Consider the following 25,760-nt stretch of genomic DNA (forward strand, 5'->3'; position numbering starts at 1 on the left):
CACGCTCAACATGGCTACCCCAACCCAACGCCTCGCCGAACTGCTCACCGCAGCCTAGAAACCCGACCCGTTGCATCCACCACTTGACTTTGCCGCCTCTGTGGGGGCGTCAACTGGCAACTCAGCTCAGCGACGGCCGCATCGTGGCTCCCGATTTGCCGCAAAGTACCCCTTCAGCGCCCGCTAAGGGTGCATGCGGCGCAAGTCGGGGGGCGGGTTCTGCGCGATTTGCCGCAAAGCGCCCCTTCCGGGCCCGCTACGGGTGCTTGTGGCACAAGTCGGCGCACGGATGCGCGGGGCTGTCAGACTGGGGGGATGAGCAGGGGCGAGCACGAACATCCGACGATCACACTGAAACTGAGCGGGCACCAGGCCGTCATCGAGCCGGACCGGTTCACGCCGGGCAGCTACCAGCTGGTGGTGGACGGCACCCCGCAGTCGCACGTGAACATCGACAACCCCGACGAGTTGTTCTTCGAGTACATCCAGCGCATCGGGCACGTCATCGACCTGATCGGCGACCCTGGCGAGGCCATCACGGCCGTGCACCTCGGCGCCGGCGCGCTCACCCTGCCCCGCTATGTGGAGGCGACCCGGCCCGGCTCCCGCCAGCAGGTGGTGGAGATCGAGAGCGACCTCATCGACTTCGTACGCGCCGAACTGCCCTGGGACAAGCGCGCCAACCTGCGGGTGCGGCACGGTGACGCCCGCGAGGTGCTGGGCAAGTTGCCCGCTGGGCTGCACGGCTCGGTGGACCTCGTGGTCGTCGACATCTTCTCGGGCGCCCGCACCCCGGCGCACGTGACCAGCAGGGAGTTCTACGAGCTGGCCGCTCCGCTGCTGTCGCCGCGCGGTGTGCTCGCGGTGAACGTGGCGGATGGGCCGGGCCTCGCGTTCGCCCGCAGCCAGGCCGCCACGCTGTCGGCCGTGTTCGGGCACGTCATCGGCCTCGCCGAGACGCAGGTGCTCAAGGGGCGCCGGTTCGGCAACATCGTCTTCGTGGCCGCGCACACCCCGCTCGACCTGCACTGGGTGCCGCGGCTGCTGGCCGGCGGCCCGCATCCGGCCAAGGTCGTCGAGGGCGCCGAGCTGGCCCAGTTCATGTCGGCCGCGTCGGTGTCCACGGATGCTACCGCCACGCCGTCGCCGCTGCCCGGCCGCACCGTGTTCCAGATCGGCAACTGAGCGCCCTCGCTCACGGTTCTCAGGACCAGGCCAGCGCGCTAGCGGCTGAGCCGGATGGTGTCCCCCAGCGTTGCCGTGCCCTCCGCATCGGGCCGGTAGTACTGGAGCACGAACTCATCGGCCGTCGCCTCGATCACGCTCGCCCCGGTCCCCTCCAGGCAGAGCCGACTTCCCTCTCGCAGTTCGACGGGACACACCCGGGTGTTGGCCGTACCCCCGATGCCGGCTGTGAGGTAGTGCAGACCATCGACCACGACGTCCTCATAGATGTGCTGATGGCCCGCGATGACAATATCGGCCCCCCACCCGGCGTAGTCCCAGCCAGCGGTGGGCCGCATCTCCCGGTTGTCTTCGTGGACGCCGGAGGTGTAGGCGGGGCGGTGGAACAGCACCACGTTCCAGGCATCCGGTCGCTCGGCACGCTGGTCAGTGAGTGTTTCCTTCAACCAGCCCCGCTGGATCTCCAACTCCTCTGGGGTGGTCTCGCTGTCCAGCACGATCAGGGTGACGTCGCCGATATCCTGTGTGTACCAGCGCTGCTGCTCGTCGGCGGCCGTGCTGAGGTACGGGAAGGCCGCACGATAGGCGTCGAGGCCGGCACCCACATCGGAGTAGTCGTGGTTGCCGAGCGTGGGCCACAGAGGTGGCGCGCCCCGCCCGCCCTCGCCTTGCTCGAAGTAGCCCCAGACCGATTCGGCATACGGAGTGCAGTCGACTTCGTTCTGGGTGTTGTCTCCGGCGGTCACGATGGCGTCAACGCCCCAGGAGGCGACCTGATCCGCCGTCCATTGTTCTCCGGCGTCGCACGTCCCGAAGTCGGAGATCAGCGCCAACCGGGTCGGCGGTGGCGGAGACGGTTCGATGCTTTCGGAGGGTCTCGGGTCGGAATTGGCCGGGGGAACGAATACGCATCCGGCCAGGACGAGAACAGCAGCCGCGGAGGCGACCACGCCCGCCACTGTGCGGCGGGCGCTTCGGCCATCCACTGCTCTCGTCTTCCGAGTCCTCACGTGTGACAGACCCCAATTCGGCTCAACACTTCGTCGCTCCCTAGGGCAGCGCCGGAAGGGTGGGCGTTGCCTTGGCCAGCAGGCGCACCTGGATCGCCTCGATTTGCTTGGACTGACCGGTCGTGCCCGCAGAGGCACCATTGCTCACCCACGGCTGCCAGCCGATGTCCTGCACGTGGGTGCGGTACGAGATGTCGTACTGGGAGGCCAGCTCCCCGGTCAGGCGGAACTGGATTCCCTCCATCTGCAGGGCTCGCCCGGTCGTCCCGATGTTGGAGGTAGGACGCCAACCCATCCAGCCGATGTTCTGAACGTGGGCGTTGGCCTCGATGTTCGCGACCGCAGGGGATCCCGGCGTCTCGACGACGAGCGATTCCATCTGCCTGAACTGGCCAAGGGTGCCCCCTACCTGGCCGGTGTTCACTTTGCGCTGCCAGCCGACATCCTGCAGGTGGGCCTTGTACCGGAGCATCGGTGTGGCGCCCTGTTCCTTGATCAGCATCGTGGCGCGCGTGGCGAGCCAGTCGCGGAGGTAGCCGACCTCGCCGGCGTAGGTGCTGTGGTAGTTCTTGCCGAAACCGGCGATCAGTAGCGTCGGCGTGCCCAGAATGGGCCACACGGCGAAGTTCGCAGCGGCGGAGGCCGCGATTTCGCTCTCCCAGCGGGTGATCTTGGCAGGCATCAGACCGACCTCGTGGGAGATACCCGCTTGCCACAGCTCGTTGGCGCGCTGGACGAATTCCTTGGAACGGAACAGGTCGAAGTAGAAGCCGTTGCCCTGCTGCCGCAGAATCTGCGCATTCTTCGCGTAGTCGGCCTGCGGATCCGAGCCGAGATGCAGCGCGCGGTCGTAGTTGCCCAACGCGCTATCGAAGTCCCACACCGGTCCGGCGAACAGCTTGCTGGCAGGTCCGTTTTTGTAGAAGTAGACGCTTGACTGCGTGATCTCAGGATTGGCTGTCTGTTCGAACACGTAATAGAACTTGACGAACGAGTCAACGTCGATCAGGGCGCTCAGCGCCACCCAGTCGACCTGCGGCGCCGCCAGGATCGCGTCCACCCTGTTCAGGGTGTTCTGGATGTCGTTCCAGCCGGCCTGGGTCTCGGCTGGAAGCGGACCCCCGTCCGGAACGCCGGCCTTCGAGTCCTTCAGGACGAACAGTGACCTACTGGTCGCGGTTCGGAAGTTGTAGGGCTCGGCCAGGCCATAGTTGTTGTCCAACTCGACCATCACGCCCGTCGGGTCAGTGAGGTCCACGCGGTTCGTCTTGACCTCGGTCTTCTCGCTGATCAAATAGTTGCCGAGGTAGGCGCCGTTGACCCGGAGGTCGACCCATCTGGACTCGGGCGAGTAGGCCAGCCCGATTGACGTGGCCAGCTCGAAGGCGGCCTTGTTGCGCATCAGCGACGCATCGGCGGCGTTCGCGAGAAGAATCCACGTCTTCGACGGGGCCATGCCCAGAACAGCGGTGTTCTGCTCGAACTTGATCTGGTACGGCTTTGTGGCCAGGTTCCAGGTGTAGTTGCCACGGCCCTTGATCTCGCCGAGAGCCGGCACCGAGATGCTGTTCACCCCGGCAGGGTCCTCGACAGTCATCGTTGTCGCGACCTTATTGTCTTTGGATGCGTGCACGTAGCTCAGCGTGTTGCGCGAGGCGTCTGGGTCGCTGAGGGTGATGTTCAGGGTAGGCAGGTTCGGTGTCTGTGGTGCTGCGGTGGCGTGTGTCGGGTCACCGACATTGACGAGGGTGATGGTGAGGGCGGCGGTCATGATGACGACCAACGCTCGCAGGGCTAGGCCCTCGCGAGACTGTATCTGCATTGGAGAGGCCTTTCGTGTGGTCCCCTCAACACGGGGACATAAGCCGGATAGCGAGTCGGCGTCGGCGTTGACGACGATGCCCGTCTGGTGGCACACCATACGCCTAACCTGAGGATCTCTCATGCCTCTTGCGCAGATGAAAGCTCGGGACATACCCCCGATCGGGCGTCAGCGCCTCGCCACCGGGGTTACTCTGGAGGGGAACCCGACCTCCCCGCGGCACCCCACGGCCGCCCTGTCAAGGACATCATCCTGACCATCATCACTGGCTACGACGCCGTCACCCTCCGGGAAAAAGTCGACCTTCCTGCCGCCGCAGAACGTCTCGACGACCTCGGCCAACTCCGCAGCCTCTCGGCGCTGAACGAGAAGGTCACCCTGCTGCGCTTGCTCGATCGCCTCGACGAGGCGTTCGAGATCGCCAACCAGGCGTTGCGCCAGGCCCGGTTCACCGGTGACCGGCAGGACTTCGTGCTGTGCCGCATCCGCCGTGCCCAGGTGATGCAGTTTCAGGCCAAGCTCGAGGAGGCCGCGTCCGAACTGACCCAGTGCGTGCTCGAGTCGGAGACTCACGAGTGGAACCTCACCGCCGCGTTCGCCCGGGAGACTCGCGGCAAGGTGCACTTCGAACAGGACGACCTCGACGGCGCCCTGGCCGACTTCACCGCCGCCGTGTTCCTGCGCGACAAGTCCGGGGCCTCGCCCGATGAGCTGGAGAGCGCCCTGATCGCCGTGGCCGTCGTGGAGTCCTTCATCGGCGAGCGCCGCGCCCTGCGCTGACGTCCCACCGCGCATCGCTCCCGGTGCCCGGGCACGGATCTGACCAATTCCAAGAGTTTCGTGGCATTCTGCAGGAGATATGCATCACAGACGGGTTTGGGCCGGCGTGGTCGCCGCGGGCATGGCGACGTTGCTGTGCGCCTGCACGGCGAGCGCTCCCCGGCCCAGCGCCAGCACCAGCACGCCGGCGCGGCCCACTCCGGCGGCGACCGGCCCGGCGGCGGATGCGACGCCCGTGCCGGTGCGTCCGCTGGGTGAGCCCGTCGTGATCGCGGAGGGGTTGGACGCTCCGTGGTCGATCCTGCGCCTGCCCAACGGCGCCACCCTGATCAGCGAACGTGACACGGCCCTCGTGCGCGAGCTGCTGCCGGACGGTGGCCTGCGGGACGCCGGGACCGTCGCCCGGGTCGAACCGGTGGGCGAGGGCGGGCTGCTCGGGCTGGCGTTCCTGGCCGCGGGCGACGGCGCGGCCGACCCGGCCACCCCCGATGCCGGTTGGGTCTACGCGTACTTCACCGCCGCATCCGACAACCGCATCGTGCGGATGCCGCTGACCGGCACCGCGGGCGGCCTCGGTCTCGGCGAGCCGGAGACGGTGCTCAGCGGCATCCCCGCGGCAAGCAACCACAACGGCGGGCGCATCGGGTTCGGCCCGGACGGCCTGCTCTACGCCACCGTCGGCGACGCGGGCGAGTCCGGCAACGCGCAGGACCTCGGGTCGCTGGGCGGCAAGATCCTGCGCATGACCCCTACCGGGCAGGCCCCGGCCGACAACCCGTTCGGCAGCCTGGTCTACTCGTACGGCCACCGTAACCCGCAGGGCCTCGCCTGGGACTCGTCCGGGCAGCTCTGGGCCAGCGAATTCGGTCAGAACACCTGGGACGAGCTCAACCTGATCACCGCCGGCGGCAACTACGGTTGGCCCGAGGCGGAGGGTGCAGGCGGCGGCGCCGGCTTCATCGACCCCGTGCAGCAGTGGTCCACCGATGAGGCCAGCCCGAGCGGCCTAGCCGTGGTGAACGACACCCTGTTTCTGGCCGCGCTCCGCGGCGAACGGCTGTGGCGCGTCGATCCCTCCACAGGCACCGTCGACGGGTGGTTTGTCAACAGCTTCGGGCGCCTGCGCGATGTGGTGTCCGGGCCGGATGGCACACTGTGGTTCGTGAGCAACAATACGGATGGCCGCGGCGCCCCCTCCCCCGGCGACGACCGTCTTTACCAGGTGCAGGTGGGGCCCTGATGGCCGACCTGGTTCGGGTGCGCCACTGGGCGGACGCGCTGATAGCCCTGCACCTTGACCCCAGCTGGTCCTTCGACTTCGACAACGCCAAGAAGCGCGCCGGGCTGTGCAACTTCACCGCCAAGAAGATCACCGTGTCCCGATACCTGGCCGCCCGGTACGGCGACGACGAGATCCACCAAATCCTGCTGCACGAGGTGGCGCACGCCCTGGCCGGCGCCCGGGCCGGGCACGGCCCCGTCTGGCGGAGCGTGGCCTTCGGGTTCGGCTACGACGGCAAGCGCACCCACGACGGCGAGATCGCCGACGACCTGGCGCCGTGGGTGGGCACCTGCTCCGCCGGCCACACTCACTACCGGTACCGCCAACCCACCCGTCCGCTGGCCTGCGGGCTGTGCGGCCGCGGCTTCACCGCCGCGCACGTGATCACCTGGACCCGGCGCGAGATCACCCCGGCCACCCGACGCCGGGCCGCCGCCGCCGCCCGCTGACCCGCTGGTCGGGGCGCGGGCTCCGGGCGCCACGCGGTGGCATGTGGTGTTGGGCGCTGGCGTGCGGTGCACATTCACGCACCGCGGCATCCCGAACGCCCGGCGACCCAGTGCATCCGCCGTAACGGCGCGACGAAGCAACCGAACTGTTACCGAAGCGGACAAATGTTACCGGCACACCGGGCGCGATTGTCCGCACCGGTAACAGTTAGGAGCGGGACGTGGACAGCGCGCCACGGATACGCCGCGTGCTGCGGGCGGGCGCTACTCGACGACCTTGAGATCCTTCCAGAACGCGACGTAGCCGCTGTAGTCCTGGCCGACCCGGTCGAACGAGCTCGGGGTGGGGGTGGGGTAGCTGAAGGCCCCGTCGGTGACGCTGGACGTGCCGTCGCTCACGGTGAAGTACTGGCACTCGCCCTTCCACGAGCACGTGTACGCGGTGTCCGTTTCGGTGAGGAGGCCCGCGGTGATGCTCGACGGCGGGAAGTACCAGTTGCCCTCGATCTTGATCAGGTCTTCCTGCGCGGCCTCGGCCACGATCGTGCCGTTGAGTACTGCCTTCATTGCGGGCTCCTTAAGCGGGTGGTGCGGATGGGCGGGGCCGCGCAGTCAGATACGCGTGACCGGTGAAACGCCGGTCGGCGCATCCGCATTCCCGGCGGTCTTCGCCGGAATGCTCCGAACGGACCGGTCAGGCGGGGAAGATGAACTCGGTGACGACCGTAAGGCCCTCGGGTCCAGCCCCCGCGACCGGAGCCGGGCCATCCGGTGCGATGGGTACCTGGCCGGCGGCGGCGAGGGCCTGGCCGGTTTCGGAGGCCTTGACCAGGTGCTTCACGGCGCGCTTGAGGCCCACGAAGCTCGCGGCCGCTGCGGCGGCTTCGGGTGAGCAGTGGTCGATGCCCCGTTCGGCGAGGGCGTCGATCACGGCGCCGGCCACGAGCAGGTCTTCCATGGCGAAGCGGGTGGTGCCGTCGGCACGGCGCTCCCCCACCGCGACGACCGCCACCGAGAAGCGGTCACCCTTCTCGGTCTGGCGGGCGAGCGCCCAGTCGGCCACGAGGGTGCTGGTGCTGAGATCGGCGACGATCACGGTGTGGGCGGCGAGCCGGGTGGGGAAGCCGCGCGCGACATCCACCGTGGGCAGGGCATCGGCGAGCACTATGACGTCGGCATCGGCCGCGAGGGCCTGGAAGCCGGCGAGGCCCCAGTCGAATCGGACCTGGTACTTGATCTGGGGCTCGGCGTCGCTCACCGGTTCAGAATACCGGGCGGGGTGCACTCACCGGGCGACGCGTTCCGGCCGCTACCGCCCGAGTTGCCCCGGTGCGGACGAGGTGCCCCCGCGCACTGGGGCATCTCGACCGCAGGTGGGCAACTCGGCGAGCTAGCGGGCGTCGTAGTGCGCGAGGGCGTCGGCGTCGGTGGCGTGGGTCATGGCCCGGCGGGCGGCGTCGAGCGCGGCCACCGGGTCGGCCTCGGCCTCGGCGAGGGCGAGCTGGCGTTCGGCCTCGGCCAGACGGGTGCGGGCGCCGGCGCCGACCCGGGCGCGGTTGGCGGTGATGAAGTCGCGGGTGATGCCGATTTGACTGCGAGCGGCCAGCCGGGCGCCCACGTAGGCCTCGCGGGCGTTGTCGCGGCGCAGCTGCCGGTTGCGGGCCTCGGAGCGGGTGACGTCGAGGCCGTCGAGGGCCTCGCGCAGCCGGGCGAGGTCGGCGGACGGGTCGCTCACCCGGCCGGGACGGCGCAGCTCAGCCACGACCGCATCCGCGGCGGCGATCACCCGGTTGAGGTCGGCGCTGGCGTCGGACTCCTCGTGCCGGTCGCGCAGGGCGCGCGCCTCGGCGAGTTCGGTCTCGGCCACGGCAAGGGCCGTGCCCAGGCTGGCGAAACCCACGTGCAGCTCGTCCTCACCGGTTTCAATGGCGTCCAGCAGCGCCGAGGCGGTGAACAGGGCGTGCTCGGCGGCGCTGACCTGCTCGCCGACCGGTTCCGTGGCCCCGGCCGCCAGGCGCGCGTCGGCGGCATCCGCGGCCCTGAGGCCCACATCAATGGCGGTACGGGCGCGCTCGACGTTGCCGCTGATCGAGGCGAGCGCCGACGCGGAGTAGCTGGTGGCGAGCCGGTTGAGGGTGGCGGCGCCGCCGGCCAGCCGGTCGTTCGCGCGGTCGAGGCGGCGTCGCAGCCGCTCGAGTTGCAGCGGAGCGTTCTGCTCGACGACCCGTTTGGTATCAAAATTGCGCGTCTGCGCGTCGAGGCGGGCGGTGGCCTCGTCGGCGAGACGGGTGATCTTCTCGGTCCACTGGCGGACCTGCGCGTCGGTGTCCGGGTCGCTGTCATCGAGCTGGTGTTTCAGCGCGAAGGCCTCGCGCAGCTGGCGCCTGGACGCGGTGAGGGCGTCGGCGAAGTCGGCTGTGGCTCGTTCACCGAACTGGGCGATCGCGAAACCGAGCTCATCGGTGGCGGCCTCGATGAGGTCATCCGCCCGCACCAGGCTGATCGCCGCGGCGCGCTCTCGTTCGGCGATCTCGGCGATCTCGGCCGCACGGATGCCGCGGGCCTTGCGCCGGGACGCCGACACGAACAGCCAGATGACGCCCACGACCACGCCGAGGACGATGACGGACGGGAGCCACCACAAAGCATCAGTCATGCGGCCATCCTATTGAGCGAAGCTGGTGGAATGGCTGGTGGCAGGCCGGTCCCGGGCGCGTTTCGGACGGCGCCCGGAGGGCGCGGGACCGCCCCGAGACCACCCCGAGCTGCTCACTGCACCTCCTGCGGCCCAGCGCGCCCGCTATAGCGGGCGCGGCCAGCCATACGAGGTGCAACGAAGCCTCACGGGCGCGAGGCACGGGCGGGCGGCGAGGCCGCGCGGCTAGCGGCGGCGGTCGTCGGCGCTGGGCCGGCGCATCTGCGCCCGGATCAGCTCGAAGTCGTGCCGGCTGATCTCCAGCAGCCCTCGGCGCAACTGCCGGCCCCAGTCGGGGTCGTCGCGGGTGAGGTCGAGCACCTTCAGCAGCGGCCGGATCGACGCGGGCTCGGCGGCCGGGTCGTACTGCACCCGTCGCCGCCAGGGCCGGTACTCGCTGCCGGAGTCACCCACCTGCACCACCACGTTGTCGCTGACATAGCCGATCGCCGTGAACTGCCGCAGTCGCTCCCCCTCGAATTCGGTCTTGGGCGAGTAGTAGACCAGCCCATCGGATTCGTTCATGCTTTCGAGGATCTCGCGGGCGGCGAAGTTCATCTGGGCCAGGCCCATGGCGACGCTCCGCAGCACATACTCCTGCTGCACCACCCCGAGCCAGTACCGAATCGCCACGTACCAGTTGTACTGCATCGCTCTGACAGCACAGACTGAGAGCATGCGCGTACTGCTGAAAGAGATCCTCGACTGCACCCCGGATGCCGCCTGGCGGGCTCTGGCGAGCCCCACGGTGTTCCGCGAGGTCAGCGGCCCGCTGATGAGCATCGCCTCCCTCGAAACGGAAGGCTTCCCCACCCGCTGGACGCCGGGAGAGCACCCGGTGACCATGAGCGGTCTGGGCCTGGTGCCGCTGGGCGAGCAGATGATCCGGCTGGAGATGCGCACCACCCCGGACGGCGTGCGCATCGTGCACGACACCGGCAACGGCGTCTCCGGCGCGATGAAGACGCTCACGCACTGGGACCACCGCATGGCCATCTCCCCCGACCCGGCCGGCACCGGCAAGACCCTCTACCGCGACCAGCTGATCTTCTCCGCCGGTCCGGCCACTCTGGCGGTGTGGCCCGGCCTCTGGGCGTTCTGGCAGCTGCGGATGCGTCGACTCAAGGCCCTGGCGCCCACCTGGCAGTACGACCTGGGCGCCGACGATCCCGCATTCGTGGCCGCGGGCGCGGCCGAGGGCCCTGACGGGAACGACGGGTTAGCCTGACGGTATGAGCACAAGCATCGGAGCCCTGCAGATCGCCGACTGGCGCCGCCGCGTGTTCGGGCTTTACGGCGGGGTGCGGCAGCTGAGCGCGCGCAAGCCGGCCGCCGGCCACGAACTCTGGCGCTCCGGGCGCGATGAACTCTTCGCCGGGCATCCGGCGTCGCCGCTGCTGCCGGACGACAGGGCCGCGTTCACCGGGCTCACCGTCGCAGCTTACGACCCGGACTGGCGCTTCGAGGTGGAGGTGCACCGGGCAGCGGAGCCGCTGCGCATCACGGTGGAGACCGGCACCGACGGTGTCGTGCCGTTCGACCTGGTCGGCTCCGTGCGGCTGCCCTACATCGGCTCCCTCGACCTCTGGCGGCTCGCCAGCTACGGCGGCGGCCTGTTCCTGCCGCTCAAGGACGCCCTCGCGGGTAAGTCCGGCGGCACCTACGGCGGCGGCCGCTACCTGCTGGACACCATCAAGGGCGCCGACCTCGGCCCGGGCACCGGCGACGACAGCCTGATCCTGGACTTCAACTTCGCGTACAACCCGTCCTGCGCGTACGACCCGATGTGGGCCTGCCCGTTGCCGCAGGCCGGCAACATCGTCACCGCCGAGGTGCCGGTCGGCGAACTGTACCTGCCCAGAGACTAGAGTCGAAAGTCCCGGCCAGCCCCTGATACGGCTGGATTCTGGCTGCGCGCTTGACAGCATCCGCTAGAGTAGGGGTACTTGTGAGTGCGTAGTTGCGCTCACTGCGTCGTAGAACGCCCTCTTCTTATCGACGGCCGCCTCGCCCGAGTATGACTCGTTGCTGGCGGCCCTCTCGATTTCCGAATGAAACTTTCTTACGGCGAACGGATGTGCCCATCGGCACCTTCGCCATGTGAATCCTCCTGGCTCCGGCCGTCGCTCTGTGCGTCACCGGTTCGAGCGAGGAGACTGATGCCCCGAAAGGCACCACTTTGTCTGAAACTTCCTTTGGCGCGCTTGGCGTGCCCGCTCCCCTCGTTGCCGTGCTCACCTCGCAGGGCATCGACAGCCCGTTCCCGATCCAGGTCGACACCCTGCCCGACACCCTCAAGGGCCGCGACGTCCTCGGCCGCGGTAAGACCGGCTCCGGCAAGACCCTGGCCTTCTCCATCCCGATGGTGTCCCGCCTCGGCGGCAAGCTCGCCGGCGGCAAGCGCCGCCCGGGCCGCCCGCTCGGCCTGATCCTCGCGCCGACCCGCGAGCTGGCCACCCAGATCACCGCGGCGCTCACCCCCCTCGCCGAGGCCTACGGCCTGAACACCACCACCATCTTCGGCGGCGTCTCGCAGAACCGTCAGGTCGCCGCGCTCAAGGCCGGCGTCGACATCGTCGTGGCCTGCCCCGGCCGCCTCGAGGACCTCATGAAGCAGGGCTTCGTGAACCTCGACTCCGTTGAGATCACCGTGCTCGACGAGGCCGACCACATGGCCGACCTGGGCTTCCTGCCCGTCGTCACGCGCATCCTGGACAAGACCCCGTCCAGCGGCCAGCGCCTGCTGTTCTCGGCCACGCTCGACAACGGCGTGGACAAGATCGTGCGCCGGTTCCTGCACAACGAGGTTCTGCACTCCGTCGACGAGGCCACCAGCCACGTCTCCGCGATGACCCACCACGTGTTCGAGGTCGATGGCGCCGACAGCAAGAAGGAGCTCATCGAGAAGCTCGCTTCGGGCAGCGGTCGCCGCATCCTCTTCATGCGCACCAAGCACCACGCCAAGAAGCTGGCCAAGGCGCTGACGGATGCGGGCATCCCCTCCGTCGACCTGCACGGCAACCTGTCGCAGGTGGCCCGTGACCGCAACCTCGCCGCGTTCAGCGCCGGCGACGTGAAGGTTCTCGTCGCCACCGACGTGGCCGCCCGAGGCGTGCACGTTGACGACATCGAACTCGTCATCCACGTCGACCCGCCTGCAGAGCACAAGGCGTACCTGCACCGCTCGGGCCGTACCGCCCGCGCCGGCAGCGCCGGTGACGTCGTCACCATCGTGCTGCCCGCGCAGAAGCGCGACACCGACCAGCTGCTGCGCAAGGCCGCCATCACGGTGACCCCGCAGCGCGTGAACGCGTCGTCGCCCGCCGTTGTCGCCCTCACCGGTGACGTGGCCGCGTACGTCAAGCCGGTGCCGCGTGTCGAGCAGCCGCACGGCCAGTCGCAGGGCGGCCGCTCGCAGGGCGCCAACGCCCAGCGCAAGCGCGTCAACCGTGACGAGCGCGACAACGGCGGCCGCGGTTCACGCGACGCCGGTGGCCGTGGCGGCCGCAGCGGCGATGCCGTCGCCGCCGGTGGCGCCCGTCGCGACCGCACCGAGCGTCCGGCCTCCTCCGGCCGCAGCCACGCTCCCCGCACGGGTGGTTCAGGTTCGGGCACCGGCGGCTCCGGCCGCTCCGGTGGCCTTCAGGTCTGCGGACTGGTGCGCGGCTCCGGTTCCACCGGCGGCGGCGCCCGTCGCTCGGCTCCGCGCCGCGCGCAGGGCTAGTCAGCCCGTACTGCTTGTACGACCCGAACGGGCCGGCCCCTCACGGGGCCGGCCCGTTCGTCGTTCCCCGGCCCTGGCTGCATAACTCCTGCAGAGCTCTGCCCGGCCGGGGTTCCGCCGCGTGATTCTGGGGTGCCACCGGCGCATCCCTTGAAAGTGCAGGAGTAGCGCTCGGGCCGGGCCGGCGAGGGGCAGGGCGGGGCCGGCGGCTGGATGGTTCGGCGGGGTCGGTGGCCGGGGTTAGGGTCGAAGTATGAACACCACCGTTGTTGTTCGGCCCGTCACCGAGACGGATGCCGACAGCCTGGGCCGCGTCCACGCGGCTTGCTGGCACGAATCCTATGACCACATCCTCAGCCAGGCTGCACTGTCGCAGCTGCACCCGGAACGCCTTGCCCAAATGTGGCGCCGCTTCTCGGTGCAGGGCCCCGGATACCGCCACGTCGTGGCTGAACTCGACGGCGAGATCGTCGGTTTCGCCGGCAGCGGCCCTGGCCGCGACGCCGGCAAGCCCACCGAGCACGAGCTCTACTTCGTCTACCTGCTGCAGGCCCACCAGGGCACCGGCATCGGCCAGGCCCTCTTCGACGCCGTCGTCGATCCCGGCCCCACCTACCTCTGGGTCGCCGCGGACAACCCCCGCGCGCACCGCTTCTACGCCCGTAACGGCTACCTGCCCGACGGCCAGGAGCGCACCGAAGAGGTGCTGGGCGAACCATTCCGCGAGGTGCGCCTCGAGCGTTAGCAGCCGGCCACCCAGGCCCTGAGCCGAGCCCGATCCCGCCCAGCGGGGTCGGGCTTTCGCGCGCCCACCAGCCACGCCCGGCACCGTAAAATCAGGGGATGCCTACGATTCCTGTGATCCTCGACGTCGACACCGGCGTCGATGATGCCCTCGCCATCCTCTTCGCCGTCGCCCACCCCGACATCGAGGTGCTCGGCATCAGCTGTGTCGCCGGCAACGCCTCACTCGAGCGGGTCGTGGAGAACACCCTGCGGATCCTCGATGTCGCCGGAGCTCCCGACATCCCGGTCGCGGCCGGCGCCCGCCGTCCGTTGATCTCGCCGGCCCGCAGCGCGTCGCACGTGCACGGCGAGGGCGGTCTGGGCACCGTGCACCTGCCGCCGGGCGAGCGCACGCCGGCGCCGGTCAACGCCGTCGAGCTGATGCGCCGGCTCATCACCGACAGCCCCCGCCCGGTGACCGTGGTGGCACTGGCCCCGCAGACCAACCTCGCGCTGCTGCTGCGCCAGTACCCCGACCTGGCCGAGAACATCGAACGGATCGTGTTCATGGGCGGCTCGGCCAGCGTGGGCAACGCCACTGCCGTGGCCGAGTTCAACGTGTGGCACGACCCCGAGGCGGCGGCGATCGTACTCGACGCGGGCATCCCCACCTTCATGTACGGGCTGGACGTCTTCAACCAGGTGAGCGTTGACCGCGACCTGGCCACCGCGCTGGAGAGCGGCGACTCCGGCTACGGGCGGGTGGTCGGAGCGCTGCTGGCGAACCGGGTCGCCCGCAGCGAGAACAGCGCGGCCGAGTACACCGGGCTGATCGGTGACGCCGGGGCGCTTTGCGCGCTCGTCGACCCGGATGCGCTGACCACCCGACTGTTGCCCGTGCGGGTGGAGCTCACCGGGTACGGTCGCGGCCAGACCATCGTGGACCAGCGTCGCCGGGTGGGCGAAGACATCCTGCACGGCACCGCGGGCACCTGGGAGGTCGTGGAGGTCGCCCTGGACGTGGACGCCCCACGCTTTGCCCGCCTGTTCCTCGACACCCTGGGCCTCTCCCCCCTCGCGAACTGAGAGAAAAGCCCAAAAACTCGCCCGCGAAGGTGCTTAGGTCACAGTTCGCGGATGCGGGGGTCAGCGCAGGGCGCCGACCGAGGCCAGGGCCATGCGCAGGAGGCCACCGCGGCCGCCTTCCATCTCGGCCGAGACGGCGTCGGTGGCCGCCTCCTCCGGGGTCATCCAGGTGAGCTCGAGGGCATCCTGGCGGGGGTCGCAGGTGCCGGTGACGGGCACGACGTAGGCCAGCGACACGGCGTGCTGGCGGTCATCCGTGAACGCGGTGATGCCGGGCATCGGGAAGTACTCGGCAACCGAGTACGGCACCGGGCTCGGCGGCAGCTGCGGGAACGCCATCGGGCCGAGGTCCTTCTCGAGGTGCCGGAACAGGGCGTCGCGCAGGGTCTCGCCGTAGAGCACCCGGCCGGAGACCAGGGTGCGGGTCATTTTGCCCTCGGGGGTGGCGCGCAGCAGCACACCGACCTCGACGACCTGGCCCAGACCGTCGACGCGCACGGGCACGGCCTCGACGTACAGCAGCGGCAGCCGCTGGCGGATCTCGGCGAGCTCGACATCGCTCAGCCAACCCGGGTTCGAGTTGGGCGGCGGTGCGTCATCCCCGCCAGGCGTCCAGTCCGGATCGGGGTCAGGGGTGCGCACGCTCATAGTTCATTCTCACTCACGAGAGCCGCGGATGCACCACCGGGGTCCGCGAGTCCGCCCGCCCCGACCCCGCGAGCTGTGAGAAAAGGCACTTTCGTGGGCCTTAGGTCTTAGTTCGCGAGACCCCGCGGGTCTCGGGCGGGCGTGGAAGGATTGAGGGAGTCGGCGCTTTACCTGCGTCGACACCGACGTGAGGAACCGACACATGGCCACCAGCATCCGCCCCGAGCCGATCGATCCGGCCGCCGTGCTGTGGTCGGCCGCCGCACCCGACCGGGTGGGGCGCCCGCTGCTGCTGGTGCTGCACGGCTATGGGTCGACCGAGGGCGACCTGTTCGCGCTGGCCCCGCACCTGCCGCTGCAGCCGACGATCGCGGCGCTGCGGGCGCCACTGCCGGCCGGTCAGGGTTGGTCGTGGTTTCCCATCGGGGTGCCCGGCGATCCCGTCGGTGACGCTCTCGACGCGGCAGCGCTCGGCATCATCGAGTGGCTCGACGCCCTCCCCGAGCAGCCCACGTCCATCGGCCTGCTCGGCTTCTCGCAGGGCGGCGCCATGACGCTGCAGCTGATGCGGCACGCGCCGGAACGGTTCGCGTTCGCGGTGCAGTTGTCCGGGTTCATCGGCAGCGGCACGCATCCGGGCGACGCACGGCTCAAAGAGCTCGCGCCGCCGGTGTTCTGGGGCCGCGGCACTCTGGACCCGGTGATCCCCGAGGGCGCTGTCGCCCGCACCCAAGCCTGGCTGCCGGCGCACTCCACACTCACCGAGGGCATCTACGAGGGAATGGGCCATTCCATCTCGCAGGCCGAACTCGGCGAGATCGTCGCGTTCCTGCGCGAGCAGTACGCGGCTCCGGCGACGCCGGCGGTGCCGACCGCCTGACGGCGCACCCCAGCACGGATGCCCCGACGTGCCCCCGAACGGACGAATTGCCCCGTCCCAATGGAGCAACTCGTCCGGGGCGGGGCAACTCGGTGAAACCAGAGAGCTAGGAGTTCTTGCGGGCGGCCTTCTCGTTCTGTGCGGCGAAACGCTCGGCGTGCGCCTTCTTGCGGGCCTTCTCAGCATCGCGGTCCTTCACGCGGATCTGCTCCTCGCGCACCTCGAACTGGGTGGCGCGCTCTGTGACGAGCCAGGCCGGCGGCTGCTGCAGCAGTGCCTGGATCTCGGCGCTGGTCAGCGGCTCGGTGACCTCACCGCGCACCAGGCCTGAGATCGACACGCCGAGCTTGGCGGCGACGACCTGCTTGGGGTGCGGGCCGTTGGCGCGCAGCTGGGTGAGCCACTCCGGCGGGTTCGCCTCGAGGGCGGCCAGCTCGGTGCGGGACACCGGCGTGGACTGGAACTCCTCGGGTGCTGCTTCGAGCAGAATCCCGAGCTTCTGGGCAGCCGTGGCCGGCTTCATGGTCTGGGGCTTCTTCTCGCTCATGGTTCCAGCGTATAGCCTGAGAGCACTATGGTTTCGGTGTCCTGCGCCCGGACACCACCAAAACGGCCCGCCGCCGGCACGTCGCACGCGCCCGCGGAGCCACCACCCACACTGATTTTGCACACGAGAGGATGCCGGTGACCTTTTCCATTGCCTTCGTCGCCGGGGTCACCCCCACCAAATGGACCCGCATCTGGGCCGAGCGGCGCCCGGAGGTCGAGCTCTCGGTCTTCCGCACCAGCATCGCCGATCAGGAGCTCGTTCTGCGCGACGGCCGCGCCGACGTGAGCCTGGTGCGCCTGCCCATCGATGAAGACGGCCTGAGCCTGATCAACCTGTACAACGAGATCCCCGTGCTGGTGATGGCGAAGGATCACTTCCTGGCCGACGCCGACAGCGTGGTCGTGGCCGACCTGGTCGACGAGCACTTGCTGCAGGATCCCGACGACGTCCCCGAGTGGCGCGACGCGGCCGTTGAGGTGCGCGACGGCAGCCGCCGCCCGCTGCCGCCGATGCGCGACATGGACGAGACCATGGAACTGGTCGCCGCCGGCGTGGGCATCGTCATCCTGCCGCACTCGGTGGCCCGCCTGCACAGCCGCAAGGATGTCGTCTCCAAGCCGGTGGAGGACACCGCCGAGAGCCGCATCGCACTGGCCTGGCGCACGGTTGACACCACGCCCGACGTGGAGGAGTTCATCGGCATCGTGCGCGGCCGCACCCCGGACAGCTCACGCACCAACGCGGTCGCGGCCGGCGACGAGCCCGTGAAGAAGGAAAAGAAGACCGCCAAGGCCAAGGCCGCCGCCAAAGCAGTGCGCGCCGCGGCTGCGGCGGCCAAACCGGCCACCGCGCGCAAGACGCAGAGCGCCGGCCGCACCCGCAACTCCCCCAGCCCGCAGGCCGGCAAGCGCCGCGGCGGTCGCTGACCCGCCTCCCGCACGTCCCCGCGGGGAACACCACCCCCGAGATGCCCCGCTGCGGACGAGTTGCCCCGGCGCACCGGGGCAACTCGTCCGCAGGTGGGCAACTCGCGGAAGTGGGTCGCGCAATTACGCGAGCGACACCGGCTGCCGCACCACCGTGCGCAGCTTCTCCGGCGCGACGCGGCGCGGGTCGCCCAGGTAGACCTCGTGGTGCCGGCCGCGCTCGCGGAGGCCCGCCTGCGGGAGAACCTCGCCGTGCAGCCGGGCCAGCGCCGGCGCCTCGTCGTCGTAGGAGCCCACGTGCAGCAGCTGCGCGCAGAGTCCCTCGTCGAGCCGCTCTATGCGCACCCGGTCGAGGGCGGGCAGCGTCTTCTTCTTGCCGCGGGCCGCCGTGATGGCCTCCTCGATCGCCCCGTCGCTCACCCAGTCCGGTTGGCTGATCAGCATGGTCCAGCTCCACGCGGCCTTGTCGCGGGCACTGAACACGGATGCGTCGTCGGCGTACCAGAGCCCCTCCAGCGGGCCCACCACCAGGTCGCGGCCGCCACCGCGCTTGCTGGTGAACTTCACCGTGTACGACACCGCGTAGAGCGCCTCGACGGCCTCGACGTAGGCCGGCGCCGTGTTCGGATTCCCCGACCCGTCCACGGCGAGGAAGCTTTGCGGCGGCACCACCAGCGTCTCCCAGTCCCGGTTCTTCGGGGCGTACACTGCGCGCAGTTCTCGCTTCACGTCGTACGGCGCGGTCGCGACCTCGGTCACCAAAATCAGGCTTCCATCACTGCGATGACGTTGCCGGCCGGGTCGGCGAACCAGCCGCCGGTTGGCATCCCGCCGCCGCGTACGATTCCCCGCTCGTCCTGCTCGAAGCCGTCGTAGCGCAGCATTTCCACACCACGTTCCACCAGGGCATCCACCGACAGCTCGATGTCGGCCACTGCGAGGTTGAGGATGGTGAACACCGCGGGTTCGTGGTCCTCTTTGGGGTAGACGATCACCATCGCGCCGCCCGGCAGGGTGATTTCCAGCAGGCCCATCGGGTTGTCCACGACGTCGAGTCCGAGCACATCCCGGTAGAAGCCGCGGGCTGCCTCCAGGTCCGGCACGGCGAACCCGCTGAAGCCACGCAGGTAGGTCAGTTCTGATGTTGTCATGATCAGCTCCCTCTGGTTGAGTTTCCGAACCCGGTCAGCGGGAGCTGATCGAGGCGAACTTACGGATGCACAATGGCACAAACACCACGAGCAGCACAACAACCCCGATGAGCACGGTCAGCACTGGATTCTGCAGCGTCCAGACATCCGGCACCGGAGCACTGCCCTCGTTGCCGAAGAGTTCGCGGGCGGCCTGCACGAGCGCTGACACCGGGTTGAGTTCCGCGAAGACCCGCAACGGGTCGGGCAGGGTCTCGATCGGCACGAACGCGTTGGAGATGAAGGTGATCGGGAACAGGATGATGAACGAGGCGTTGTTGATCACCTCGGGTGAGCGCACGCTCATGCCCAGCAGCGCCATGACCCAGCTGAACGCATAGCTGAACAGCAGCAATAGCCCGAGTCCGGCGAAGAACTCGCCCATCGACGAGTTCACCCGCCAGCCGACCAGGAAGCCGGTTGCCATCATGATGATCATCGAGATGGTGTTGAGCACCAGGTCACCGTTGGTGCGGCCGACCAGCACCGCCGACGAGCTCATCGGCAGGCTGCGGAACCTGTCGATGATGCCGTCCTTGAGGTCCTGGGCCATGGCCGACCCGGAGAAGGTGGAGCCGAACACCACCGTCTGGGCGAAAATGCCGGCCATCAGGAACTGCACGTAGTCGGTACCCTGCACCGCGATGGCGCCGGCGTACACCTGGCTGAACAGCAGCACGAACATGATCGGCTGGATGACGGCGAACACCAGCATGTCCGGGGTGCGCTTGATCTTGATGAGGTTGCGCTTGGTGGTCGTCCAGCCGTCCGAGTACCACAGCGACAGCGGGTTCCAGGTGGGCGGCGCCGGGGCGGGCCGGGTGGCGGTGGCGGTCATTTCACCTTCTCCATCTTGTCGTCTTCGTTTTCGCCCGCCGCCATGTCGGCCTTGTGCCCGGTGAGCTTGAGGAACACGTCATCGAGAGTGGGCCGGCGCATGCCGGCGTCGTGCAGTTGGATGCCGGCGGTACGCAGGTCGGCGAGCACCTGTTGCAGCGCCGGCGGGCCGTCGGTCACGGCCACGTCGAGGCCGCGTCTGTCGCTGGAAACCTGCGGTTCACCCGCTCCGTACCGGGCGAGCACCTCGCGGGCGGCGGGGGCGTCGGCCGCGTCGACCAGGGCGATCACCACCCGGTGGCCGCCGATCTGCGCCTTGAGCTCGTCGGAGGTGCCCTCGGCGATGACCTTGCCATAGTCGATGACCGCGATACTGTCGGCCAGCTGGTCGGCCTCCTCGAGGTACTGGGTGGTGAGCAGCACCGTGGTGCCGTTGTCGACGAGCTTGTTGATCACGCCCCACAGCGCAATCCGGCTGCGCGGGTCGAGCCCGGTGGTCGGTTCGTCGAGGAAGAGGATCTTGGGGTTGAACACCAGGGCGCCGGCCAGGTCGATGCGTCGCCGCATGCCGCCGGAGAAGCCCTTCACCGGCCGGTTACCGGCCGCGGTGAGCTCGAACAGGTCGATCAGCTCCTGCGCCCGCCGCCGGGAGGCCGCGCCGCCGAGGTGGTAGAGCCGGCCCACCATTTCGAGGTTCTCGAAGCCGGTGAGGTTCTCGTCGACGGCCGCGTACTGGCCGGAAACCCCGATGATGCTGCGCACCGCCTTCGGGTCCTCGAGCACGTTGATGCCGTCCACGACAGCGGTGCCGGTGTCGGGCCGGATGAGGGTGGTCAGGATTTTGACCACCGTGGTCTTGCCGGCGCCGTTGGGACCGAGGATCGCCTTGACGGTGCCGCGCGGCACGGTCAGGTCGAGTCCGGCGAGCGCGTGCACCGGTCCGGACTTGGATTTGTAGGTCTTGGTAAGCCCGAAGGCTTCGATGATTGTCATGCCATACCCCTGCCGTCGGATGGCTACACTGATATGTGTACGTTGTGCACATGTGAGCTTTTATCGTAACGAAACGGATGCGCGTTGACAACGGGTCTCGGCAATTCTCCGGCGCGAACTTCATACCGGCATGGCGACCTGCGCCGCGCCCTCATCGAGGCCGGCGTCGACCTGGCCGGCGAGGGCGGGCCGTCCGCTGTGGTGCTGCGTGAGGCCACCCGGCGGGTCGGGGTCACCCCCAGCGCGGCGTACCGGCATTTCGCTGACCGGCAAGCGCTGTTGGATGCCGTGTGCTCGAGCTGCCAGGCGCTGGTGGCGGGGGCCATCGAGGCCGATCAGGCGCGCATCCCCGCGACGGACGCGACAGAGTCGGCCCGGCTGCGCTTTCGCGCCGTGGGCACCGGGTACCTGCGTTTCGCCCTTGAGGAGCCCGGCCGATTCAAGACCGCGTTCTCGGCGTCGTCGGACCTGGAGAGCGCCACCAGCTCCGCGCGCGCCGGCGAGCGCGGCCTCACCCCGTTCCAGCTGCTCACCGTCGCGCTCGATGATCTGATGACCGAGGGTCTACTGCCGGCCGAGCGCCGGCCGGCGGCGGAGTTCCTGGCCTGGTCTGCCGTGCACGGGCTGGCGGAACTGTTCATCGACGGGCCGCTGCGGGCCCTGCCGGACCCTGTGAAGCAGACCCTGATCACCCGGGTGATCGACATGGTGGAGCAGGGGCTGTAGCCGCCTCAGCCGACCGCTGCCTCTGAGCCCACCTCCACGCTCCCGTCGGGTCGCCAGGTGAGGTAGGTATTCAGCGGGCCCGTCAGGGAGCCGTCGACCGGCGACGAGAAGATCCCCTCCGCCCGCCAGTACAGCCGCAACCCCGTCGCCGGGAACTCCTGCTCCAGGGTGCACGTCGACAAATAGTCCAGGGTCTGGGGCACCACGATCAGGCAGACCATGTTCGAGGTCGTGCGGGCGACGTAGTAGACCAGCTGCGGCACGGATCCCGCCTCGACCGAGCCCATCGAACCCAGTTGCCGCAGGGTCGGCGGGTCAAACACCTCGGGGAGCGGGATCGCGGGCAGGTCCTCCGGCGTCTGCTCCCGCCGGAAGGCCGACAGCGCGAGGGGTGGTGAAGTGCTGGCATCCGTGGTCGAGGGCGCCGGCGCGGGCGCGCCGCCCGGCACGGTGCCGGCGGAAAACTGTCCGCCGACGATCACGCCCACCAGCACCGCGGCGGTGAGGCCGCCGATGAGCAACAACCGCCGTCGCGCCGGGGCGTGACGAGGCGCATCCGCCGCCGGCCAGTCATCCGCTTCGCCGACCGCGTCGGGTTCGGCGGTGTCTCCGGGGCCACCCAGGTTGTCGGCTCCGGCGAGCGCCGCGCCGACACCCGTCTGCGCAGCGATCACGGCCGCATCGATGGCGCCGGTCTCCCGAATGATCTCGGCCTCGAGCCTGCGCAGGTCCTCGTGCACCCGATGATCGCCCGCGGCGTCGGCGTCCGCCGCGAACACCCGGTGTTGCAGAGCACGCACTCGGGCCAGCGGCGCGAGCAAGCCGCCCGGCGACGTGTCGAGCGGATGCGACGCCCACCACAGCGCGTCGAGAACGTCCCAGCTCCCGGCGTGGTGAGAGCGCACCGCCTCGAGGAATTCGGGGTCGTTCAGCGCCAGGTCGTACAGGTCGTCGTAGTGCTGTGCCACTGGGTCCCCCTCATCGCTGGGCACAGCCTGACACACGGACCGGCGGTGCGCTCACCCCGGTGGGGGGCTACGGGCCGGTGGGCGAGCGGAGCGTCATTTCCGAGGTGACCTCACCCGTGCGGCCCCAGATCACGGTGACATCACCGATCATGTCGCCCATCTCGTCCTCCACGTAGAAGTCCGGCGGCAACTGCGCGAGGTAGTCAGCGCTCTCCCAGGACAGGCGCAACCCGATCGACGGATATTCGGACTCGAGGGCGCAGGTCGACAGGTAGCCGCTGCCCTCCGGAATCGCAACGAGGCAGATCAGGCTGCCGCTCGCCCGCACCGCGTAGAACGGTGACCGCCCCACCAGGTTCGGGTCCTCCGCCCACCCCGCCGAGCCCAGGTATCTGAAGGAGTCCGGCTCGAAGGTGGCGGACATCGCCTGCGCGGGGATGTCCTCCGGACGCTGCGCCTGCGCGAACAGCGCCGCCGGGTTGCCGGGTGTCTCGGCGGTGGCGCTCGCGGACGGCGCCGGCGACAAGGCCGCCTCGGTGAGCCGGCTGCCCAACACCGCGCCGATCACGGCTGCCGCGACCAGGGCCACGGCCACGATCGCGGAGGGCAGCAACCGTCGGCGCGCGGTGCGCCCGGTCGGGACCTCGGCGGGTGTCGCCGATGCGGGTGAGTCGCCGGTGCCCTCGGTCGGGTCGAGGTGCGGCGGGCCGTCGGCTGTCGGGGCGGTCGGCTCCGGGTCGGCCGTGCGGCGCCTGAGGTCAGCGTGGGCGGCGGTGATCGCGTCCGTCGCGGCCGAGCGTTCGGCCACGATCTCGGCCTCGAGCTCCCGCACGACCTGGGCCACAGCGTGGTCGCCGGCAGCGTCGCCATACGCCGCGAAGACCCGGCGTTGCAGCTCCCGCAGCCGGTGGATGGGCGACGGGCTCCCGCTCGGGGCGGGGTCTTCAGGGTGCCACTCCCACCAGAGCGCATCGAGCAGGTTCCACCGACCGGTATGGGCCGCGGTCGCCGCCGCCAGGAAGCGCTGATCAGCCAGCGCCTGGTCATACGGGTCGTCGTAGACGTTCTCAACCAATGAAACCCCCATCATTGTTGCACCCAGCCTGTCACACCCCGCGGCCGGCTTCAGGGGACCAGCGCCCGGCCGGTGCCCCGCGTCTCGATCGTCGAGTCCCGCATCCAAGTCACCGTGATGTCCATCACCATCGCTGTCCGGCCGTTCTCTTCCACCGGAAGAACGTCGCTGCTCTGCCAGGACAGGCGGAGGCCGCCCCGGGGAAAGTCCGCCTCGAGGGTACAGGTGGTGAGATAGCCGGCGCCCTCGGGCATCGCCACGAGGCAGATCGTGTTCGACGCACCGCGCGCGGCGTAGTAGGGCGAATCCGTCACGCCGTTGGCATCGACGTCCCGCCACCCCGACGAGCCGAGATATCTGAACGAGGCGGGGTCGTAGGCCCCCGGCAGCGGCACCCGCGGGATGTCTTGGCCGGTCTGGACCCGGGCGAAGACCTGGGCCGCCAGCACCGGCACGGTCGGGGTGCGGGTGCTGGTTGCGGTGGGGGTGGGTTCCGGGGCGCCGGACCGACTGGCGCTGGTCACCTGGCTGCCCACGAGGGCTCCGAGCAGCAACGCTCCGACCAGGCCGGCGCCCAGCAGCAGGCGGCGGCGCGGAGGCACCCACCGGGGCGTGCTGCCGACGATACTGCTGCCGACGACGACGTGAGGAGCGAACGGCGTCCCGGTGGCCGGCAACTCGGTGGCCGGCTGCTCGGTGCCGGACGACTCGGTGCCCGGCCGCTCGATGGCCGGCGACTCGGTGTCCGGCGGCTCGCGACCCGCGTGCGCTGCAGCGAGCGCCGCGCCGATGTTCGCCCGTTCTTCCCCGATCTCCGCTTCCAGCTCACGCACGGCATCGGCCACGGCACCGTCGCCGGCCGCGTCGCCATCCGCCGCGAACAACCGGCGTTGCAGGCTGCTCAGCCGGGCGACGGGTGAGGGGCTGCCGCTCGGGGCCGCCTCGGCGGGATGCCTGCACCACCAGAGCGCGTCGAGCACCGGCCAGTGGCCCCGGTGGGCCGCGGTCACGGCGCGCAGAAAGTCCGGATCGGTCAGGGCGCGCTCGTACGGGTCATCGTCACGCCGCGCCTGTGCCACGAGACTCCCGTCATTGATGCGCACATCCTGCCACCATCCGGCCGATCCGGCCCCGGGCATCCGCCGGCCTTGCCCGGTCAGCGCGAGAAGGACACGGTGCTGTTTCCGCTGAAACGCCCGGTGCCCTACGCGCTGGTCGAGCGGCTCGCCCGCGCCCTCATCGCCGCGCGGGCGACGTAGAACCGTCGGCGCGGCCCCGCCGCCATTGGCCGGGTCCCCGGCCGGTGGCAGGATGCCCGCATGATGGCGACCGGCATCCGTACCAACCCGTGGGGCGGGCAGCGCCAGACACGCTGGCAACAGGCGGTGGACTGGCCGCTCACGATCGCAGCCATCCTCTTCCTGGTCGCCTATTCGATCACGGTGATCGGCGATGTGGATGTCGCCACCGCCGACCTCCTGCGGCTGCTGATCCTGGTCAGCTGGGCGCTGTTCCCGGTGAGCTACCTCGTGGAGATCGCCCTCGCCGACCACCCCTGGCAGTGGGTGCTGCACCATCCGGTCAACCTGCTCTTCGTGTTGCTGCCGCTGCTGCGGCCACTGCGGCTGCTGCGGGTCGTCGCGCACAGCAACGTCTTCCAGCAGTCTGCGGGCACGGCCTTCCGCGCCAGGGTGCTGGTCTACCTCGCCGGCGCCGCGACCCTGGTCACCTACATCGCCGCCCTCGCCGTACTCGAGGCCGAACGGGCGACCCCGAACGCCAACATCACCTCGTTCGGTGACTCCTTCTGGTGGGCCGCCGTGACCATCACCACCGTCGGCTACGGCGATTTCACTCCGGTCACCCTGCGCGGGCGCACCATCGCCACCGCGCTGATGCTCGGCGGCGTGGCCGTGCTGGGTGTCCTCACGGCCACCCTCTCGTCCTGGATCGTGCAGCGGGTGTCCGAGCTCGAGGACCGCCACAAGTAGCCGAAAACCGGCCGCGGACACGAATAGGGCCAGCGAGGCGGGAATGATACACTCTCCGAATACCCTTAACGAACCGCTGTGCCATTTTCAGTCGCGTGTTGTATCCAGTGAGTTGCCCTGGGTGCGTCGAATCGGCTGTGGCAGCACCGCGGCGGAGCACGGCCGGCGCCCCGCGCCGCCGTCCGGGTGATACGTCAACCACGCTCAACGAATTATG

28 protein-coding genes are annotated in these 25,760 nt (G+C 69.6%); 13 read left to right on the forward strand and 15 right to left on the reverse strand.

Annotated elements, in window-relative coordinates; genetic code table 11:
- The first annotated feature begins 315 nt into the window (after positions 1-315).
- Positions 316-1,185: a spermidine synthase gene (locus RCH12_RS14785; RefSeq protein ID WP_088457228.1), complete on the forward strand. Its 870-nt coding sequence runs from the start codon at positions 316-318 to the stop codon at positions 1,183-1,185.
- A gap of 38 nt (positions 1,186-1,223) precedes the next feature.
- Here RCH12_RS14785 and RCH12_RS14790 read toward each other — a convergent pair whose 3' ends face one another.
- Both RCH12_RS14790 and RCH12_RS14795 read right to left on the reverse strand, forming a co-directional pair.
- On the reverse strand, positions 1,224-2,135 hold the full coding sequence (locus RCH12_RS14790) for a metallophosphoesterase family protein (RefSeq protein ID WP_166788786.1): 912 nt from the start codon (positions 2,133-2,135) through the stop codon (positions 1,224-1,226).
- 100 nt (positions 2,136-2,235) lie between these two features.
- Complete coding sequence (locus tag RCH12_RS14795) at positions 2,236-4,017, reverse strand: CotH kinase family protein (protein WP_327017369.1); 1,782 nt, start codon at positions 4,015-4,017, stop codon at positions 2,236-2,238.
- A gap of 387 nt (positions 4,018-4,404) precedes the next feature.
- Here RCH12_RS14795 and RCH12_RS14800 point away from each other — a divergent pair, with 387 nt between their 5' ends.
- The 3 genes from RCH12_RS14800 to RCH12_RS14810 all read left to right on the forward strand — a co-directional run bounded on the left by RCH12_RS14800 (position 4,405) and on the right by RCH12_RS14810 (position 6,528).
- Positions 4,405-4,797: a hypothetical protein gene (locus RCH12_RS14800; protein WP_241983633.1), complete on the forward strand. Its 393-nt coding sequence runs from the start codon at positions 4,405-4,407 to the stop codon at positions 4,795-4,797.
- A 79-nt stretch (positions 4,798-4,876) separates the two neighbouring features.
- Positions 4,877-6,037 carry a PQQ-dependent sugar dehydrogenase gene (locus RCH12_RS14805; RefSeq protein ID WP_327017370.1) on the forward strand — a complete coding sequence of 387 codons (1,161 nt, stop codon included), beginning with the start codon at positions 4,877-4,879 and terminating at the stop codon, positions 6,035-6,037.
- Entirely contained in the window at positions 6,037-6,528 is a 492-nt protein-coding gene (locus RCH12_RS14810; RefSeq protein ID WP_327017371.1) for a SprT-like domain-containing protein, read from the forward strand. The genes RCH12_RS14805 and RCH12_RS14810 overlap by 1 nt, the downstream gene beginning before the upstream one ends.
- Positions 6,529-6,792: 264 nt before the next feature.
- On the opposite strand, the gene RCH12_RS14815 is transcribed toward RCH12_RS14810, so the two are convergent.
- The 4 genes from RCH12_RS14815 to RCH12_RS14830 form a co-directional block, all read right to left on the reverse strand.
- Entirely contained in the window at positions 6,793-7,095 is a 303-nt protein-coding gene (locus RCH12_RS14815; protein ID WP_327017372.1) for a DUF427 domain-containing protein, read from the reverse strand.
- A gap of 127 nt (positions 7,096-7,222) precedes the next feature.
- Positions 7,223-7,786, reverse strand: a complete 564-nt coding sequence (locus RCH12_RS14820) for a hypothetical protein (protein ID WP_327017373.1) — start codon at positions 7,784-7,786, stop codon at positions 7,223-7,225.
- A gap of 132 nt (positions 7,787-7,918) precedes the next feature.
- Positions 7,919-9,184 carry a hypothetical protein gene (locus RCH12_RS14825; RefSeq protein ID WP_327017374.1) on the reverse strand — a complete coding sequence of 422 codons (1,266 nt, stop codon included), beginning with the start codon at positions 9,182-9,184 and terminating at the stop codon, positions 7,919-7,921.
- Positions 9,185-9,409: 225 nt separating this feature from the next.
- Positions 9,410-9,856, reverse strand: a complete 447-nt coding sequence (locus RCH12_RS14830) for an EVE domain-containing protein (RefSeq protein WP_241979989.1) — start codon at positions 9,854-9,856, stop codon at positions 9,410-9,412.
- A 43-nt stretch (positions 9,857-9,899) separates the two neighbouring features.
- Here RCH12_RS14830 and RCH12_RS14835 point away from each other — a divergent pair, with 43 nt between their 5' ends.
- The 5 genes from RCH12_RS14835 to RCH12_RS14855 all read left to right on the forward strand — a co-directional run bounded on the left by RCH12_RS14835 (position 9,900) and on the right by RCH12_RS14855 (position 14,759).
- Complete coding sequence (locus RCH12_RS14835; RefSeq protein ID WP_088457237.1) at positions 9,900-10,451, forward strand: hypothetical protein; 552 nt, start codon at positions 9,900-9,902, stop codon at positions 10,449-10,451.
- A gap of 4 nt (positions 10,452-10,455) precedes the next feature.
- Entirely contained in the window at positions 10,456-11,091 is a 636-nt protein-coding gene (locus RCH12_RS14840; protein WP_088457238.1) for a DUF1684 domain-containing protein, read from the forward strand.
- A gap of 311 nt (positions 11,092-11,402) precedes the next feature.
- Complete coding sequence (locus tag RCH12_RS14845; protein WP_327017375.1) at positions 11,403-12,947, forward strand: DEAD/DEAH box helicase; 1,545 nt, start codon at positions 11,403-11,405, stop codon at positions 12,945-12,947.
- A gap of 253 nt (positions 12,948-13,200) precedes the next feature.
- Complete coding sequence (locus RCH12_RS14850) at positions 13,201-13,692, forward strand: GNAT family N-acetyltransferase (protein ID WP_088457240.1); 492 nt, start codon at positions 13,201-13,203, stop codon at positions 13,690-13,692.
- A 98-nt stretch (positions 13,693-13,790) separates the two neighbouring features.
- Positions 13,791-14,759, forward strand: coding sequence for a nucleoside hydrolase (locus tag RCH12_RS14855; RefSeq protein ID WP_134408149.1), 969 nt, complete (start codon positions 13,791-13,793; stop codon positions 14,757-14,759).
- 60 nt (positions 14,760-14,819) lie between these two features.
- Here RCH12_RS14855 and RCH12_RS14860 read toward each other — a convergent pair whose 3' ends face one another.
- A complete protein-coding gene (locus RCH12_RS14860; protein ID WP_088457242.1) occupies positions 14,820-15,407 on the reverse strand; it encodes an NUDIX hydrolase family protein in 588 nt (195 codons plus the stop codon).
- A gap of 202 nt (positions 15,408-15,609) precedes the next feature.
- Here RCH12_RS14860 and RCH12_RS14865 point away from each other — a divergent pair, with 202 nt between their 5' ends.
- Positions 15,610-16,287 carry an alpha/beta hydrolase gene (locus RCH12_RS14865; protein WP_103459125.1) on the forward strand — a complete coding sequence of 226 codons (678 nt, stop codon included), beginning with the start codon at positions 15,610-15,612 and terminating at the stop codon, positions 16,285-16,287.
- 106 nt (positions 16,288-16,393) lie between these two features.
- Here the strand turns inward: RCH12_RS14865 and RCH12_RS14870 are convergent, their stop codons facing one another.
- Positions 16,394-16,834, reverse strand: coding sequence for a DUF5997 family protein (locus tag RCH12_RS14870; protein WP_088457244.1), 441 nt, complete (start codon positions 16,832-16,834; stop codon positions 16,394-16,396).
- A gap of 131 nt (positions 16,835-16,965) precedes the next feature.
- Between RCH12_RS14870 and RCH12_RS14875 the strand changes: the two genes are divergently transcribed.
- Positions 16,966-17,763 carry a LysR family substrate-binding domain-containing protein gene (locus tag RCH12_RS14875; protein WP_103430495.1) on the forward strand — a complete coding sequence of 266 codons (798 nt, stop codon included), beginning with the start codon at positions 16,966-16,968 and terminating at the stop codon, positions 17,761-17,763.
- A 123-nt stretch (positions 17,764-17,886) separates the two neighbouring features.
- Here RCH12_RS14875 and RCH12_RS14880 read toward each other — a convergent pair whose 3' ends face one another.
- From RCH12_RS14880 to RCH12_RS14895, 4 genes are read right to left on the reverse strand one after another with little or no spacing between them, the layout of a single operon-like run.
- Entirely contained in the window at positions 17,887-18,522 is a 636-nt protein-coding gene (locus RCH12_RS14880; RefSeq protein WP_327017376.1) for a GyrI-like domain-containing protein, read from the reverse strand.
- A 5-nt stretch (positions 18,523-18,527) separates the two neighbouring features.
- Complete coding sequence (locus tag RCH12_RS14885; protein WP_088457246.1) at positions 18,528-18,914, reverse strand: VOC family protein; 387 nt, start codon at positions 18,912-18,914, stop codon at positions 18,528-18,530.
- A 34-nt stretch (positions 18,915-18,948) separates the two neighbouring features.
- Positions 18,949-19,791, reverse strand: coding sequence for an ABC transporter permease (locus RCH12_RS14890; protein ID WP_088457247.1), 843 nt, complete (start codon positions 19,789-19,791; stop codon positions 18,949-18,951).
- Positions 19,788-20,783 (reverse strand): ATP-binding cassette domain-containing protein, encoded by a 996-nt coding sequence (locus RCH12_RS14895; protein WP_088457248.1) that lies wholly within the window; start codon positions 20,781-20,783, stop codon positions 19,788-19,790. Before RCH12_RS14895 ends, RCH12_RS14890 begins: the two co-directional genes overlap by 4 nt.
- 84 nt (positions 20,784-20,867) lie before the next feature.
- Between RCH12_RS14895 and RCH12_RS14900 the strand changes: the two genes are divergently transcribed.
- Positions 20,868-21,509, forward strand: a complete 642-nt coding sequence (locus RCH12_RS14900; RefSeq protein WP_327017377.1) for a TetR/AcrR family transcriptional regulator — start codon at positions 20,868-20,870, stop codon at positions 21,507-21,509.
- A gap of 5 nt (positions 21,510-21,514) precedes the next feature.
- On the opposite strand, the gene RCH12_RS14905 is transcribed toward RCH12_RS14900, so the two are convergent.
- From RCH12_RS14905 to RCH12_RS14915, 3 genes are all read right to left on the reverse strand, one after another.
- Positions 21,515-22,477, reverse strand: coding sequence for a hypothetical protein (locus tag RCH12_RS14905; protein WP_327017378.1), 963 nt, complete (start codon positions 22,475-22,477; stop codon positions 21,515-21,517).
- A 67-nt stretch (positions 22,478-22,544) separates the two neighbouring features.
- Entirely contained in the window at positions 22,545-23,564 is a 1,020-nt protein-coding gene (locus RCH12_RS14910; RefSeq protein WP_327017379.1) for a hypothetical protein, read from the reverse strand.
- Positions 23,565-23,602: 38 nt separating this feature from the next.
- A complete protein-coding gene (locus tag RCH12_RS14915) occupies positions 23,603-24,691 on the reverse strand; it encodes a hypothetical protein (protein ID WP_134480994.1) in 1,089 nt (362 codons plus the stop codon).
- A gap of 180 nt (positions 24,692-24,871) precedes the next feature.
- On the opposite strand from RCH12_RS14915, the gene RCH12_RS14920 reads away from it, so the two are divergent.
- Positions 24,872-25,543, forward strand: coding sequence for a potassium channel family protein (locus RCH12_RS14920; protein WP_327017380.1), 672 nt, complete (start codon positions 24,872-24,874; stop codon positions 25,541-25,543).
- Positions 25,544-25,760 lie beyond the last annotated feature (217 nt).

Origin of the sequence: Cryobacterium sp. MP_3.1, assembly GCF_035984795.1 — a bacterium.
Lineage (GTDB): Bacteria > Actinomycetota > Actinomycetes > Actinomycetales > Microbacteriaceae > Cryobacterium > Cryobacterium zongtaii.